The organism is Mycobacterium sp. NGS45 (assembly GCF_059812645.1).
Genome location: NZ_JCALDB010000004.1, coordinates 92,022 through 107,526 on the forward strand (window position 1 = coordinate 92,022; position 15,505 = coordinate 107,526).

14 protein-coding genes are annotated in these 15,505 nt (G+C 71.0%); 7 read left to right on the plus strand and 7 right to left on the minus strand.

Annotation, left to right across the window (positions count from 1 at the left end):
* Positions 1 to 9: 9 nt before the first annotated feature.
* The gene (locus AC5Y3P_RS05530; RefSeq protein ID WP_500044884.1) at positions 10 to 504 is read left to right on the plus strand and encodes a polyadenylate-specific 3'-exoribonuclease AS; all 495 of its coding nucleotides are present in this window, start codon (positions 10 to 12) and stop codon (positions 502 to 504) included.
* Here AC5Y3P_RS05530 and sigC read toward each other — a convergent pair.
* Positions 501 to 1,058, minus strand: a complete 558-nt coding sequence (sigC, locus tag AC5Y3P_RS05535; RefSeq protein ID WP_500044885.1) for an RNA polymerase sigma factor SigC — start codon at positions 1,056 to 1,058, stop codon at positions 501 to 503. The two genes, AC5Y3P_RS05530 and sigC, sit on opposite strands and share 4 nt — an antisense overlap.
* 104 nt (positions 1,059 to 1,162) lie before the next feature.
* Between sigC and AC5Y3P_RS05540 the strand changes: the two genes are divergently transcribed.
* Positions 1,163 to 3,433, plus strand: coding sequence for a heavy metal translocating P-type ATPase (locus AC5Y3P_RS05540; RefSeq protein WP_500044886.1), 2,271 nt, complete (start codon positions 1,163 to 1,165; stop codon positions 3,431 to 3,433).
* Between the two features lie 8 nt (positions 3,434 to 3,441).
* On the plus strand, positions 3,442 to 3,660 hold the full coding sequence (locus AC5Y3P_RS05545; protein ID WP_500044887.1) for a heavy-metal-associated domain-containing protein: 219 nt from the start codon (positions 3,442 to 3,444) through the stop codon (positions 3,658 to 3,660).
* Between the two features lie 158 nt (positions 3,661 to 3,818).
* Here the strand turns inward: AC5Y3P_RS05545 and AC5Y3P_RS05550 are convergent, their stop codons facing one another.
* On the minus strand, positions 3,819 to 5,813 hold the full coding sequence (locus AC5Y3P_RS05550) for a cytochrome c oxidase assembly protein (RefSeq protein WP_500044991.1): 1,995 nt from the start codon (positions 5,811 to 5,813) through the stop codon (positions 3,819 to 3,821).
* A 212-nt stretch (positions 5,814 to 6,025) separates the two neighbouring features.
* Here AC5Y3P_RS05550 and AC5Y3P_RS05555 point away from each other — a divergent pair, with 212 nt between their 5' ends.
* A complete protein-coding gene (locus AC5Y3P_RS05555; protein WP_500044992.1) occupies positions 6,026 to 7,378 on the plus strand; it encodes a PepSY-associated TM helix domain-containing protein in 1,353 nt (450 codons plus the stop codon).
* Positions 7,375 to 8,049 carry a DUF5134 domain-containing protein gene (locus tag AC5Y3P_RS05560; RefSeq protein WP_500044888.1) on the plus strand — a complete coding sequence of 225 codons (675 nt, stop codon included), beginning with the start codon at positions 7,375 to 7,377 and terminating at the stop codon, positions 8,047 to 8,049. Before AC5Y3P_RS05555 ends, AC5Y3P_RS05560 begins: the two co-directional genes overlap by 4 nt.
* Before the next feature lie 3 nt (positions 8,050 to 8,052).
* Here the strand turns inward: AC5Y3P_RS05560 and AC5Y3P_RS05565 are convergent, their stop codons facing one another.
* Positions 8,053 to 8,766: a zf-HC2 domain-containing protein gene (locus AC5Y3P_RS05565; RefSeq protein ID WP_500044889.1), complete on the minus strand. Its 714-nt coding sequence runs from the start codon at positions 8,764 to 8,766 to the stop codon at positions 8,053 to 8,055.
* Between the two features lie 111 nt (positions 8,767 to 8,877).
* Here AC5Y3P_RS05565 and AC5Y3P_RS05570 point away from each other — a divergent pair, with 111 nt between their 5' ends.
* A complete protein-coding gene (locus tag AC5Y3P_RS05570; protein WP_500044890.1) occupies positions 8,878 to 10,284 on the plus strand; it encodes a class II 3-deoxy-7-phosphoheptulonate synthase in 1,407 nt (468 codons plus the stop codon).
* 27 nt (positions 10,285 to 10,311) lie between these two features.
* Here the strand turns inward: AC5Y3P_RS05570 and AC5Y3P_RS05575 are convergent, their stop codons facing one another.
* Entirely contained in the window at positions 10,312 to 11,547 is a 1,236-nt protein-coding gene (locus AC5Y3P_RS05575) for a protein kinase domain-containing protein (protein ID WP_500044993.1), read from the minus strand.
* 62 nt (positions 11,548 to 11,609) lie between these two features.
* Here AC5Y3P_RS05575 and AC5Y3P_RS05580 point away from each other — a divergent pair, with 62 nt between their 5' ends.
* On the plus strand, positions 11,610 to 12,014 hold the full coding sequence (locus tag AC5Y3P_RS05580; protein WP_500044891.1) for an Rv2175c family DNA-binding protein: 405 nt from the start codon (positions 11,610 to 11,612) through the stop codon (positions 12,012 to 12,014).
* A gap of 15 nt (positions 12,015 to 12,029) precedes the next feature.
* Here AC5Y3P_RS05580 and AC5Y3P_RS05585 read toward each other — a convergent pair whose 3' ends face one another.
* The 3 genes from AC5Y3P_RS05585 to AC5Y3P_RS05595 form a co-directional block, all read right to left on the minus strand.
* On the minus strand, positions 12,030 to 13,550 hold the full coding sequence (locus tag AC5Y3P_RS05585) for an alpha-(1->6)-mannopyranosyltransferase A (RefSeq protein WP_500044892.1): 1,521 nt from the start codon (positions 13,548 to 13,550) through the stop codon (positions 12,030 to 12,032).
* Positions 13,550 to 14,611, minus strand: a complete 1,062-nt coding sequence (gene idsA2, locus AC5Y3P_RS05590) for a bifunctional (2E,6E)-farnesyl/geranyl diphosphate synthase (protein ID WP_500044893.1) — start codon at positions 14,609 to 14,611, stop codon at positions 13,550 to 13,552. The genes AC5Y3P_RS05585 and idsA2 overlap by 1 nt, the downstream gene beginning before the upstream one ends.
* Positions 14,612 to 14,772: 161 nt before the next feature.
* Positions 14,773 to 15,468, minus strand: coding sequence for a DUF3153 domain-containing protein (locus tag AC5Y3P_RS05595; RefSeq protein WP_500044894.1), 696 nt, complete (start codon positions 15,466 to 15,468; stop codon positions 14,773 to 14,775).
* Positions 15,469 to 15,505 lie beyond the last annotated feature (37 nt).

The following is a 15,505-nucleotide window of genomic DNA, read 5'->3' on the forward strand; positions in this document are numbered from 1 at the left end:
TGGCCTGCCATGCGGTACTTCTATGACACCGAGTTCATCGACGACGGCCGCACCATCGAGTTGATCTCGATCGGGGTGGCCGCCGAGGATGGCCGCGAATATTACGCGGTGTCAACCGAATTCCCGCCCGAGCGGGCCGGCACCTGGGTACGCAAACACGTGCTGCCCAAGCTGCCGTCGCCGTCCTCGCCGCTGTGGAAGTCCCGCCGCACCATTCGCGAGGACCTGGAGGCGTTCTTCGGCATCGACACCGACGAACCGATCGAACTGTGGGCCTGGGTGGGCGCCTACGACCACGTCGCGCTGTGTCAGCTGTGGGGGCCGATGACCAACCTGCCGCCGCAGATCCCGCGGTTCACCCACGAGCTGCGGCAACTCTGGGCGGATCTGGGCAGTCCGCGGATGCCGCCGCGGCCGACCGACACCCACGATGCCCTGGTGGACGCGCAGCAGGCGCGCCGCAGATTCGAGATCATGGCCGAACTGCGGGCCGGCTGGGTCTAACCGGTGGCCTCGTCGTCGTGGCTCGCGGCCAGCAGGTCTTCGCGGGCCCGGGCCACCCGGGAGCGGATGGTGCCGACCGGGCAGCCGCACACCGCGGCGGCCTCCGCGTAGGACAAGCCCAGCACCTGGGTCAGCATCAGGGCGTGCCGCCGGTCGGTCTCCAGACCGTCGAGCAGCATCTTGACCTCGACGATGTCCTCGAACCGGCCCGGGCCGCCGCGGCCGGCGCCCAACAGGGCGTCCAGGTCGACGTCGCCGGTGGTGCGCGGCCGGGCCTGATTGCGCCGGATCTGGTCGACCACCACCCGGCGGGCGATGGACAGCAGCCAGGTGCGCGCCGAGGACCGCGCCGAGAAACGGGGGAGCGCGCCGATCGCACGCAGGTAGGTCTCCTGGGTCAGGTCGTCGGCGCTGCCCGGATCGGCCAGATAGGCCACCGAACGCCACACGTCGGCCTGGGTGGCCTCGATGAACTGCCGCAGCGCGACGGCGTCGCCGCGACCGGCCGCCAACGCGAGCCGGGTAACTTGGTCTTGTCCGCCGTCTGTGGGCACGACCAGAGATTATGCCTGGTCGCCGGGAACCAACCGGCAGCGCGGTGCGACTAGGACTTAGGTGCACCAGAACCCCCGGTGCAGCTAGCAGTGATGGGAGAACGATGACCGCTGTGGTCGCCGGTGAGCAGGACCCGGCGCAGATCCAGCGGGTACGCCTGGACGTGTCCGGTATGACCTGTGCGGCGTGCGCCGCCCGGGTCGAGATCAAGCTGAACAAGGTGGCCGGGGTGCGGGCCTCGGTGAACTACGCCACCCGGGTGGCCACCGTCGACGCACCGGCCGACACCGACGTCGGGACGCTGTGCGAGGTGGTGCGCAAGGCCGGCTACGACGCCGCCCCCAACGACGAGCGCTCGGTGCCCCCGGTCTCCGACCCGGACGCCGACCACGCCCGCTACCTGCTGCTGCGCCTTGCGGTGGCCGCCGTGTTGTTCGTCCCGCTGGCCGACCTGTCGGTGATGTTCGCGGTGGTGCCCAGCACCCGGTTCGCCGGCTGGAGCTGGGTGCTGCTGGCACTGGCGCTGCCGGTGGTGACCTGGGCGGCCTGGCCGTTCCACCGGGTCGCGCTGCGCAACGCCCGCCGTGGCACGGCGTCCATGGAGACGCTGATCTCGGTCGGCGTCAGCGCCGCGACCGTGTGGTCGCTGCACACCATCTTCACGGCCGCCCCGGTGCGCGAGACCAGCGGTGTCTGGCAGGCCCTGGGGTCCAGCGATTCGATCTACCTGGAGGTGGCCGCCGGGGTCACCACGCTGGTGCTGGCCGGCCGGTACTTCGAGGCGCGGGCCAAGTCCCGCGCCGGTAGCGCGTTGCGGGCGCTGGCCGCGTTGAGCGCCAAGGACGTCTCGGTGTTGCTGGCCGACGGCGGCGAGCTGGTGATCCCGGCCGACGAGCTCAAGGAGCAGCAGCGGTTCGTGGTGCGCCCGGGGCAGACGGTGGCCGCAGACGGGCTGGTGGTCGAGGGCGAGGCCGCCATCGACATGAGCGCGATGACCGGTGAATCCAGCCCGGTGCGGGTCCGCCCCGGCGGCAACGTGGTCGGCGGCACGGTGGTGTTGGACGGCCGGCTGATCGTGGAGGCCGCCGCGGTCGGCGCCGACACCCAGTTCGCCGGCATGGTCCGCCTGGTCGAAGGCGCCCAGGCGCAGAAGGCGGCCGCGCAGCGGCTGGCCGACCGGATCTCCGCGGTGTTCGTGCCCGCGGTGTTCGTGATCGCGGCGTTGACCGCGCTGGGCTGGTGGCTGGCCGACGGCGACGCCGACCGGGCGTTCTCCGCGGCGCTGGCGGTGCTGGTGATCGCCTGCCCGTGCGCACTCGGGCTGGCCACGCCGACGGCGATGCTGGTGGCGGCCGGGCGCGGCGCACAGTTGGGCATCTTCCTCAAGAGCCAGCCCGCGCTGGAAGCCATCCGCAGCGTCGACACCGTGGTGTTCGACAAGACCGGCACCCTGACCCACGGGCAGCTGACCGTCGCCGCGGTCACCGCAGCGCCCGGCGCCGACCCGACCGAGGTGCTGGCGGTCGCCGCGGCCGTCGAGCACGCCTCCGAACACGCCGTGGGTCTGGCGATCTCCGGCGCGGTCGCCGAGCACCGGCCGGTGACCGACTTCCGGGCCGAGGCCGGCCGCGGTGTCGTCGGGACCGTCGACGGCGCCGTCGTCGCGGTGGGCCGACCGTCCTGGGTGACCACCGGGGCGGTGCCGGACAAACTGGTCGCGGCTCGCCAGGCCGGTGAATCCCGCGGGCAGACAGTGGTTTTCGTGTCAGTCGACCAGCAGCTGGTCGGTGCGGTCGCGGTGGCCGACACGGTCAAGGAGTCCGCGGCCGGCGCGGTGACCGCGCTGCACCAACGCGGGCTGCGCACGGTCCTGCTCACCGGTGACAACGCGGCCACGGCCGCGGCGGTGGCCGACGCGGTCGGCATCGACGAGGTGATCGCCGAGGTGCTGCCGGAGGGCAAGGTCGCGGTGATCGAGCAGCTGCGCGAACGCGGCCGGGTGGTCGCCATGGTCGGCGACGGGATCAACGACGGGCCCGCGCTGGCCTGCGCGGATCTGGGTCTGGCGATCGGGCGCGGCACCGACGTCGCGATCGGGGCCGCCGACATCATCCTGGTGCGCGACGACCTGCAGATCGTGCCGCAGGCCCTGGATCTGGCCAAGGCCACCATGCGCACCATCCGGACCAACCTGGGCTGGGCGTTCGGTTACAACGTCGCGGCCATCCCGATCGCCGCCGCCGGTCTGCTCAACCCGCTGATCGCCGGGGGTGCGATGGCGTTCTCGTCGTTCTTCGTGGTGTCCAACAGCCTGCGGCTGCGCAAGTTCGGCCGCAAAGGCGCTTCCGTCTCCAATGACCCTGAAAGGCAATGACCTTCGTCATGACTGAACAGATCTTCAACATCGACGGCCTGAGCTGCGGCGGCTGCGTCAACCACGTCACCGAGGCGTTCACCGGGCTGCCCGAGGTCACCGAGGTCAACGTCGAGCTGGTTCCCAACGGCACCTCGGTGGTGACGGTGAACGCCGGCCGGGAACTCGGTGCCGCCGAGGTACAGGCCGCGCTGAGCGACGAGGGCAACTACACCCTGCGCAGCTGACGGCGTGCCCTGCCTGCACCCGGTGTGCAACGAGGGCACGCGAAATCAGGTTTGGGCGTGCCCTGCCTGCACCCGGTGTGCAACCAGGGCACGCGAAATGGGGTTTGAACGTGCCTTGCCCGCACCCGGTGTGCAACCAGGGCACACCGGCGTCGGTTTCACCGACGGTTGCGGGCCAACTCGCGCAGCATGGCGTTGTAGGCGTCCAGATCGTCGTCGTAGTGGGCGTCGGAATGCCGGTCGCTGCGTTCGGCGGTGCGCCGATCCTGCCGGGCCCACTGCGCCACCAGCGCGATCACCACGATCACCACCGGGACTTCGCTGGACCCCCAGGCGATCGCGCCGCCCAGATGCTGGTCGTCGGTCAGGCTCGAAACCCACGGCAGGTCCAGGTAGCGGTAGTAGGTGCCGGCCAGCGGCGTGGTCATGGTCATGGTCGCGATGCCGAAGAACGCGTGGAACGGCATCACCGCGAACAGCAGGCCCAGCCGGCCCAGGAACGGCAACCGGCGCGGGCCCGGGTCGATGCCGATGATGCCCCAGAAGAACAGGTAGCCGGTGAGCAGGAAGTGCACGCTCATCAGCTCGTGGCCCCAGTGGTAGCGCATCAGGGTGTCCAGCAGCGGACTGAAGTACACCGCGTACAGCGACCCGACGAACAGCACGAACGCCACGATCGGGTTGGCCAGCACCCGGGTGAACTTGGCGTGCACGGCCCACAGCACCCATTCGCGCGGGCCGGGCGGCTGCCCGGAACCGGCCGGCGGCAGCGCCCGCAGCGCCATGGTCACCGGTCCGCCGAGCACCAGCAGCACCGGAATGAACATGTTCAGCGCCATGTGCTCGGCCATGTGCACCGAGAACATCGCCGACCCGTAGGAGCGCAGGCCCGAACTGGTGCAGATCACCAGCAGCAGACAACCGATCAGCCAGGCCAGCAGTCGACCCACCGGCCAGTGGTCGCCACGTCGGCGTAGCCGCAGGTAACCCGCGGTGTAGGCGGCCGCGGCCACCAGCGCGGCGGTGCTGATGAAGGTGTCGAAGCGCCACACCGTGAGCAGGTTCAGCGCGGTCGGCGGCCCGGGCAGCTGATAGCCCAGGAACACGTCGTAGATGGTGAACGGGTGGGTCAGGAACCGCGGCGCGGTCTGGGTGGCCATCACGGTGATCGACGCCAGCGCGGTGAGCATCGCCAAGGCCTGCGCCAGCGGCACGGCCGGTCGGGCCGGTGCGGCACCGCGCAGTGCCAGCAGATCGGTCACGAACACCCCGGCCAGCAGTACCCCGACCAGCAGACCGAGCCGGCCGTATCCGCTGCTGGTCAAGGTGTGCGGGGTGAGCAGTACCAGCAGTAGCGCGCCGTAGGCCAGCGCAACCCCGCCGGCCACCGCGGTCAGCATCCGCAGCCGGCGCAGCACGTCGGCCGGGGCGCCGACCAGCGTCTCGGCGATCTTGAGACCGGCTACCGCGGCCACCGTCACGGCGAACACGATCATGGTTCCGGTGGAGTAGTCGTGATCGGGTCCCTGCCCCGCATTGCCGGCCACCGGGACCGCGACCACGGCGATCGCGGTGGGGATCAACAGCACCAGGTGGGCCACCCAGCTCAGGCAGAACCGCAGCACCACCGCGATCAAGGTCGCGAAGATCGCGGTGACGATCCAGGCCCGGGACAGCTCGGAGGCGCCGATCGCGGCCGGCAGCGACGGGGTGGTGAGCAGTCGGCCCACCGACAGCCCGGAATCGGCCCCGGCCACCACGACGACCATCACCGCGGCGATCACGGCCCACAGCCCGGCCAGTCGCTCGAGCACCACGTGTATCCGGAAGCCGGCGGCGTCGATGCGGCCGTCGGCGTCCGGTCGGGCCGTGCAGACCACGTAGAGCAGGCCGCCCAGGCAGGTCGCGGCAGCAGTGCCGGCGGTGAAATGTCCGACCAGGTCGGCGATGTTGGTCAGCGCGCCCGGATAGGCGTCACCGGCGTCGACGAAGCGCTGCCGGCCGGCCACCAGGGCGTAGCCGATCAGCGCGACGACCCAGACCAGCCAGCCGACGATCAGCGCCCAACGCCGAGCGTTGCCGGGTTTCGTGCCGGACGCGACGATGCTCTCGGCGCTGTTCTCGTCGGTGGTCTCAGTCGGGTTGCTGGTAATGGGTTATCGGCCCTTCACGGGATCTGATCGGGTACCCGAAGTCTACGACTGCAGGTCGTAGCACCCGAATCCGTGGGAACTTTCCGCGCTCGCACCCGACAAATGCACACGAGGCCGCAGTCCGGCCCGGTCAGTCCGACGAAAGTGCAGCAGTGAGCGACGTCTTGCCCGAATCCGCCGAAACCACCTGGTCGCGGTTCCGCCCGCTGCTGATGCGGGTGCACTTCTACGCGGGTCTGTTCGTCGCGCCGTTCATCCTGATCGCGGCGCTCACCGGACTGATGTACGTACTGACCCCGCAGATCGACGAGTGGGTGCATCGCGAGCAGTTGACCGTGCCCAACGTCGGCACCCAGCAGTTGCCGCTGGCCGAGCAGCTGGCCGCGGCCCGGCGCGCGCACCCGGAAGGCACTGTCACCAGCATCCGGCCGCCGGCCGCGGCCGCCGACACCACGCAGATCACGCTGGCCGTCGACGACGTCCCGCCGGACTACGGCCGCACGGTGTTCGTCGACCCCTACACCGGCGAGGTGCGCGGCGCGTTGACCACCTACGGCCAGTGGATGCCGGTGCGGGCCTGGTTCGACGAACTGCACCGCACGCTGCACCTGGACGCCGTGGGCCGCAACTACAGCGAGTTGGCGGCCAGCTGGACCTGGCTGATCGCGCTGGCCGGCTTGGCGCTGTGGCTCGGTCGGCGTGCTCGCTCGGGTCGGCTGCGTCGGTTGCTGCTGCCGGACCGCGCCGCCCGCGGTCGCCGCCGGCTGACGTCGTGGCACGGCGCCCTCGGGGTGTGGGTGCTGATCGGTCTGCTGGTGCTGTCGGTGTCCGGGATGACCTGGTCGCGCTGGGCCGGTCAGTCCATCGACACCGTGCAGACCCAACTCGATCAGCGCGCACCGACACTGGACACCGCGCTGCCCCAGGTCGCACCGGCCTCCGGGCCGACCGGTGTCGACCCGAGCTGGGCCGGCGCCGACGTCGCATGGCAGGCCGCGCAGCAGGCCGGTCTGCGCACGCCGCTGTGGATGTACCCACCGGCCGACGAGGGCCGGGCCTGGCGGGTGGCCGAGAAGAAGCGCAGCTGGCCGACCCGCTACGACGCGATCGCGGTGCACCCGCAGACCGGTGCGGTGACCGACCGGGTGAACTTCGCGGACTGGCCGATCCTGGCCAAACTCACCGACTGGATCATCGGCGCGCACATGGGCATCTTGTTCGGCGTCGCCAATCAGGTGGTGTTGGCGCTGATCGCGATCGCGCTGATCGCGATGATCCTGCTCGGCTACCGCATGTGGTGGCGCCGACGGCCGGTGCGCGGTTCGACGTTCGTGCTGCCGGCCGGCCCGCGACGCGGTGCGCTGGGCGCACTGCGACCGCACGAGGCGGTGCTGGTGGTCGTGATGCTGGTGGGCGTCGGCTGGTTGGTCCCGCTGCTCGGCTTGTCCCTGGCCGGGTTCCTGGCCGTCGACGTGCTGCTGGGCTGGCGCGCCGCGCGGCGCGCTGCGGTGCCCGTCGAGCACGGGCGGGAACCCGAGATCGCGCACGTCGAGGTGGACCGGTGATCACCGATATGGCGCTGTGCTGGGTGGTGACGCTGCTGTTCGGTTTCGCCGCGATCGAGGGCTGCTACGCACTGGTGGTCGAGCGACGACCGCTGCGGGTTCCGGACAACCGCCCGCCTCGGCACGCGGTCAGCCACCTGCTGCACATCGCGATGGCCGTGGCGATGGCGGTGATGGCGTGGCCGTGGGGGCTGGCGGTGCCGGACCGGCCGCCGCTGGTGTTCTTCGCGCTGGCCGCGCTGTGGTTCGTCGCGGTGATGCTGCGGGCCGAGGCCCGCTTTGCCAGGTTGGTCGCCGGTTATCACGGCCTGATGATGGCGGCGATGGCCTGGATGTACGCCGTGATGGACGGCGGGCTGCTGCCCGGTCAGGACGCGAGCCGGCACGATCACCATCAGGACGTTCCGGCCGGCGGGCACCAGCACGGCGCCGGGCTGGAGCACGGGGCAGCTCAGCACCAGCACAGCGCCGCGGCCGACGGGTTGACCTGGATCGACGGCGTGAACTGGTTCTGGACCGTGGGTTTCGCGGTCGCCGCGCTGTACTGGCTGAACCGCTACTTCGTGGAGCGCCGCGACCGCCCGGCCGAGCCCACCGTCGCGTTCCTCGACGTGGCGGCCCAGGCCGCGATGGCCGCCGGCATGGCGATCATGTTCGGCGTGATGCTGTAGGGATCAGGCCACCGAGTCGTCGGCGCGACGTAGATGGCCGCGACGACGTCCGCGCACCGCGTGTTCGGGCAGCGTGATCGGGGCGTCGCGCTCGTCGTCGTCGGGTCGCGGCGGCGGCGCGGGCCGGGTGCGCCACACCAGCGCGGCCAACACCGCGCCGGCCAACACCGGCAGGTGGCTGAGCACCCGCAGCGGGGTCACCGCGCCGGCCACGGCGTCGACGACGACGTAGCCGGCCAACACCGCGGCGAAACCGGTCAGCACCGCGCACAAACCGGCGGCCAGCACCGGGAAGGCCGCAGCGGCCAGCATCACCAGCCCGAGCGCGACCGACCACGCGGTGGATTCGTTGAGCAGGTGCCCGTGCCCGCCGGCCGGATCCAGATGCGCGAAGCCGACGTCCACCCCGAAGCCCTGCAGCAGCGCCACCGCGAGCTGCACCGCACCGGCCAGTCCGAGCGCCGGTCGCCAGAACCGCTGCAGACGCCGGGCCCGCGGCCGGGGCGCCGGGTCCGCGGGCGGCGTGACCACCGACATCGCCGGCCGGGACTGCCCGGTCAGGGTGCGCAGCCGCTCGGTGGTGCTGCGCGCCCGGAAATACCAGTCGGTGCACGTCGAGCAGGAATGCAGGTGCTCGTCGACCCGCACGCTGGGCACCGGTTCGCGTTCACCGTCCAGCCGCGCCGACAGCGCCTCCCGGGCAACTTCGCATTCCACACTTCAATAGTCGCGCACCAGGCCCGGTTTTCTCCCAACCGGTCGGCAGCTCCGCCGGCGGGCCAGGTGAGCTGGTCAAAAGCACCCGCGCAACCCCGTTACCATGGATGGGTGAACTGGACCGTCGACGTACCCATCGAGCAGCTGCCATCGCTCCCGCCGCTGCCCGAAGACCTGCGCAAACGCCTGGACGCGGCGTTGGCCCGGCCGGCCGTGCAGCAGCCCAGCTGGGATCCCGGCCAAGCCCAGGCCATGCGCACCGTGCTGGAGAGCGTGCCGCCGATCACGGTGCCCCGTGAGGTCGAGAAGCTCAACACCCAGCTGGCCGCGGTGGCCCGCGGCGAGGCCTTCATGCTGCAGGGCGGCGACTGCGCCGAGACGTTCGCCGACAACACCGAACCGCACATCCGGGCCAACCTGCGCGCGCTGCTGCAGATGGCCGTGGTGCTGACCTACGGCGCCAGCATGCCGGTGGTCAAGGTGGCCCGGATCGCCGGGCAGTACGCCAAGCCGCGCTCGTCGGACACCGACGCGCTGGGCCTGAAGTCCTACCGCGGCGACATGGTCAACGGTTTCGCGCCGGACGCCGCGGTGCGCGAGCACGACCCGTCGCGGCTGGTGCGCGCCTACGCCAACGCCAGCGCGGCGATGAACCTGACCCGGGCGCTGACCGCGTCGGGCCTGGCGTCGCTGGATCTGGTGCACCACTGGAACCGGGAGTTCGTCCGGACCTCACCGGCCGGCGCGCGCTACGAGGCGCTGGCCGCCGAGATCGACCGCGGGCTGCGGTTCATGACCGCCTGCGGGGTCAACGACCGCAACCTGGACACCGCCGACATCTTCGCCAGCCACGAGGCGCTGGTGCTGGACTACGAGCGCGCCATGCTGCGGCTGGCCGATGACGCCGACGAGGGTGCGGTGGAAGGCGAGCCGCTCAAGCTCTACGACCTGTCGGCGCACTACCTGTGGATCGGCGAGCGCACCCGCCAACTCGACGGCGCGCACATCGCGTTCGCCGAGGTGATCTCCAACCCGATCGGGGTCAAGATCGGCCCGTCCACCACGCCGGAACTGGTCGTCGAGTACGTCGAGCGGCTGGACCCGAAGAACACCCCGGGCCGGCTCACGCTGGTCAGCCGGATGGGCAACGGCAAGGTGCGCGACGTGCTGCCGCCGATCATCGAGAAGGTGCAGGCGTCGGGCCATCAGGTGATCTGGCAGTGCGACCCGATGCACGGCAACACCCACGAGGCGTCCACCGGCTACAAAACCCGGCACTTCGACCGGATCGTCGATGAGGTGCAGGGCTTCTTCGAGGTGCACCGCGCGTTGGGTACCCACCCGGGTGGCATCCACGTCGAGATCACCGGCGAGAACGTCACCGAGTGCCTGGGTGGTGCACAGGACATCTCCGACGACGACCTGGCCGGTCGTTACGAGACCGCCTGCGACCCGCGGCTGAACACCCAGCAGAGCCTGGAGTTGGCCTTCCTGGTCGCCGAGATGTTGCGCGACTGAGCAGCTGACGCAGACCGCACCGCGCTGTCAGCCGGTGCCCAGCAGTGCGTTCAGGTGGGTGCCCAGCGTCCACGCGCCGGCCGCCACCGCGCCGGTGGCGGTCAGCACCACCGCGAACCAGATCGCGGTCTTGCGCCGCGCGCGCTGGCGTGCCCAGGCGAACTCGCCGAGCTCGATGCCGGCGAAAGTCCCTGCGCCAGCGTCGAATTCGTCCTCGAATCGGTGGTAGTCCGGGTCGTGCTGATCGGCGTGCTGATCGGTCGGTGCGCTCCAGTCGTCGGGACCACGGGTCAACGCCCGGGTGGGGTGGCGCACCGCAGGCGTGGCCGCGCTCGGGCCGGGTGGTGGTTGGGCGCGCTGGTGCCGGCGGGTGGCCGACTCGTGCTGGGCCGAGTTGCGTGGGGCCGGCACCCGGAACGCGGGCAGGTTCAGTTCGGCGGCGATCGCCTCCAGCGCGGCTCCCATCGCACCGGCGTCCGGGTAGCGGCCGGCCGCGTCGCGCCGCGTCGCCCGCAGCACGAAATCATCGAATTGTGTTGGTACACCGTCGATTCGACTACTCGGGGCCGGAACATCGGCGTCCATCCGCTGATAGGCCACCGCCAGCGGGGTGTCGCCGGTGAACGGGGTGGCACCGGTCAACAGCTCATAGGTCAAGATGCCGGCCGAGTAGACGTCGCTGCGCGGATCGGAGGTTCCGGTGCTGACCTGCTCAGGGGAGAGGTAGGCGGCGGTGCCCAGGATCACGCTGGTCGAGGTGATGCCGGCCTCGGCGACGGCGCGCACCAGACCGAAGTCCACCAGTTTGACCTCGCCGTCGTCGGAGATCAGGACGTTTTCGGGTTTGACGTCGCGGTGCACCAGGCCGGCCCGGTGCGCGACCGCCAACCCGCCCAGCACCGGGCGCAGCACCGCGGCCACGGCGTGCGGCGGCATCGGGCCGCGCTCGCGCAGCAGTTCGCGCAGCGTGCCGCCCTCGATCAGCTCCATCACCAGGAATGGGTGCCGCCCGTCGGTGCCCTGGTCATACAGTGCGACCAGACCCGGGTCCTTCAACCGGGCCACCGCGCGCGCCTCCAGTTGGAACCGGGTGATGAACTGCGCGTCCCCGGCGTAGCGGGAATCCATCACCTTCAGCGCCACCGGCCGGTCCAGTCGGGTGTCCAGACCCCGGTACACGGTGGACATGCCGCCCGACGCGATGGCGTCCAGCACCTGGTAGCGCCCGTCCAGCAGGCTGCCCACCAGGGGGTCGGCGCGCATCGGTGAACTCACCGGGCCATCGTATTGCGCGCAGTGTCACCCGACGGTCATAGACTTGCCCGGTGAGCAGCATTCCCGCCGGGCAGGACGTCCTGGACCCGGAAGAGCCGATGTTCGATCTGCCCGAGGTGGCCGAGATGCTCCGGGTCCCGGTCACCAAGGTGCACCAGCTCCTGCGCGACGGGCACCTGGTCGCGGTGCGCCGCAACGGCGCGCCGCTGGTTCCGCAGGCGTTCTTCTCGCCGACCGGACAGGTGGTCAAGGCGCTGCCCGGCCTGGTGGCGGTGCTGCGCGACGGCGGCTACCAGGACACCGAGATCCTGCGCTGGCTGTTCACCGCCGACGAGTCGCTGAGCCTGACCCGCGACGGCACCAAGGACGTGCAGTCCAACGCCCGCCCGGTCGACGCACTGCACTCGCATCAGGCCCGCGAGGTGCTGCGCCGCGCGCAGGCCATGGCCTACTGACCGCGTCGGCCGCTCTCAGCTCGGGTCGCGGGCCGGTTCGTCGCGGCTCAACACGTACCAGGCCAGCACGGCGCACACCGTCGCCAACCCGACGTGCACGGGGGAGTACATGCCGTGTGAGCCGTCGGGTTTGAAGATCACCATGATCCAGGTGGAGAAGCCCGCGATCGCCGCGATCCAGGCCCGGGACTGAGTCAGCGCGGCCATCACCGCCAACGGCCAGGTGTAGTACCAGGGCAGTGCGGCCGGTACGAACAGCACCACCACCACCATCGCCCAGGCGATGCCGATCAGCGCCTCGCGGTCGTCGTGCCGGAACCGCCACCACAGCAGCGGCAGCGTCACGGCGATCACCCCGATGCCGACGATCCGGGTGACCTCCAACACGGCGTAGAAACTCACCGGGAAGAACAGGCCGCCGACGGCGTTGGTGAGATTGGCGACGGCGGTCGGGATGGTCAGCCAGTTGATGATCTTGACCGAACCGGCCAGCGCCGTGAGCCAGCCCAGCCCCACTCCGGCCAGCGCCGACAGCACCGCGAACACCGCCACGAAGATCGCCAGCGAGGCCGCCGTCGCGATCGCGAACGCGGCCACCGGGCGGCGCGCCGCACGGTCACCGCGGTCCTGCAGTTGGCGCATCCACACCCACACCAAGAACGGCAGCGCCAGACCCGCGGTGGCCTTGACCGCCACCGCGGCGGCGACCAGGCTCACCCCCCAGACCGGGTGTCGGCCCAGGGTGAGCGCGATGCCGGCGGCCATCAGGCCGACCATCAGCATCTCGTTGTGCACCCCGCCCATCAGATGGATGATCACCAGCGGGTTGAGCACGCAGATCCACAGCGCGGTGGCGCCGTTGCTGCCCAGGTGCCGGCTGATCCGCAGGGTGGCCCAGATCAGCAGCGCCAGCCCGGGCAGCATGCACAGCCGCAGCAGCATGGTGCCGGCGATCACGTGGTCGCCGACGATCATCGTGACGAACTTGGCCACCAGGATGAACGCCGGGCCGTACGGCGCGGTGGTGGTGGTCCAGATCGGACTGACATTGTCCAACAAGATGTTCGGGTTCTCGATCGGCCCGACCACGTACGGGTCCAGGCCGTCGCGCAGCAGCGCGCCCTGGGCCAGATACGAGTAGGTGTCCCGGGAGAACAGCGGCACCGACAGCAGCAGCGGCGCCAGCCAGAAACCGGTGGTGGCGATCATGGTGTTCTCGGTCACCGCGCCGGCCGCCACCCGGCGGCCCAGCCACAGCCAGGCGGCCAGCATGAGCGCCACCCCGCCCCACAGCAGCAGCGAGGACACCACCAGGCCGTGCCCGAACCGCAGCCAGGACAGCCGAAGCTCTTCGAGCAGCGCGTCGTGCAATTGGGTGCTGCCCGCACCCAGGCCGCCGGCCGCGATCAGCATCGCGCCCAGCAGGCCCAGCAGCGCCGGCCGGGCCGCCTCGGCGGTGCTGAACTGCTTGAGTTGTTGCCAGCCGCGGGTCAGCGCGGAGCCGGCCGGGCGGTCGTCGTGGGAGACGGTGTCCATCAGGCCGTCCGGTTGGCGGCAGCGTGGGCGAGCTCGGCCAACCCGGTCCTGGCGGCGGGGTTGATGTCCAACGCGGCCAGGGTCTGCAAGCCGCGCCGGGTCAGCGTCTCGATCCGCTCCTCGACGGCGGCCAGCGCGCCCACCGACTCGATCACCGCGCACAGCTCGCGCACCTGTTGATCGCTGAGTTCGGCACCGACGCCGGTGCGCAGCAGCTCGGCGCCGGCCGGGTCGGAGTCCTCGGCCCGGGCCACCGCCTCGGCCAACAGCACGGTTCGTTTGCCGGCGCGCAGATCGTCACCGGAGGGTTTGCCGGTCACCGCGGGGTCGCCGAACACGCCGAGCACGTCGTCGCGCAGCTGGAACGCCACACCGAGGTCGGTGCCCAGATCGTGGAAGGCCTTCTGCACGTCGGGCCGATCGGCCGCGGCGGCTGCGCCCAGTTGCAGCGGCCGGGACACCGTGTACGACGCGGTCTTGAACATGTTGACGGTCATCGCCGACTCGATCGACTGCGCCGCACTGGATTCGGCGACGATGTCGAGGTACTGGCCGCCCAGCACCTCGGTGCGGATGTCGGCCCACACCCGCTGCACCCGCGGGTGCGCACCGTCGGGCATCGACACCGTGGAGATGATGTCGTCGGCCCACACCAAGGACAGGTCGCCGGCCAGGATCGCCGCCGAGCGGCCGAACTGATCGGGGCAGCCGCGCCAGGCGCGGGCCCGGTGCAACTCGGCGAAGTGCACGTGCACGGTGGGCCAGCCACGCCGCGTGCCGGAGTCGTCGATCACGTCGTCGTGCACCAGAGCGCAGGCGTGCAACAACTCGAGCGCCGAGAACAGCAGCAGCGCATCGGGGTCCATCGGGTCGCTGGGTTCGGCCGGCAATGCGGCACGCCAACCCCAGTAGGCGAACGCGGGCCGGACCCGCTTGCCGCCGCGCAGCACGAAATCGGCCAGCGCGTCGATCAATTCGGCGTAGTCGGTGCCGATGTAGGCGGCATCGGAACGCCGGAGCTGCAGGTAGTCCCGCAGTCGGTCGGTGACGGCCGCGGCCAACTCGACGGCTGACGGTGCCGCAGGTTCGGGGGTCAGCGCCGTACCTCCCTGTCGCTCGTGCTCAATCCCGGCCCGGGATCACGGGGGCCGAATCCACAGCGTAGAGCGTGGCTCGCGGCGCCGGGCCCAGGCACCGCAGACTGCGGCACGCCGCGCGCCGCTCAGCCGACCTCGGCACCGGCGCCGGGTTTGGCCGAGCGGTCCCGGGCGGCCCAGGCCAGCAGCCCGGTTGCACCGGCCACCAGCACCGCGGCGATGCCGAGCACCAGTGCGCCACCGGTGAACGAGCGGGTGGCCGGATCGGTGTAGCGGGCTTGCGCGCTCATGGCGTTCACCACACCCGGCTGCAGCTGCCACTGCACCACCTTGCTGTCGATGCGCTCGCCGTTGGTCGAGGTCACCTCGCCGGGAAAGGACACCGTCAGCGCGACGTCGGCCTCCTGGTCGACCAGCGTGGTCAGATCCACCCGGCCCTCCAGGATCACCAGGCTGCCGGCCCGGCGCAGTTGCAGGTCCACGCCGGCGGCGTCGTCGTTGAGACCGGCCAGCTGCGGCAGTTCGGCGAAGGTCAGGTTGGAGAACACCGCCTGCGAGCCGACGTATTCGTCGGTTTCGTACTTGGTCACCGAAACCTTGTGCCCGAACGGCAGATTGTTGACCAGCTGCGGACCCTTGTCGTCGTCGTCGCGCGGAACGGCCGCCGCCACGATCTGCCCGGACACCAGGTCGTCGGGCGACACCGTGATCGACGCGCGGACCCGTAGACAGCCGCTCAGCAACGTCACCAGCAGTGCCAGCAGCACCGCGAGCGCGAGCACGCGGCGGCGCTGGCAGGATCGGGAATCGGGGGCGCGCACCCGGTCATCGTGCCAGATCCGGTGGTTGCGGGCGGCC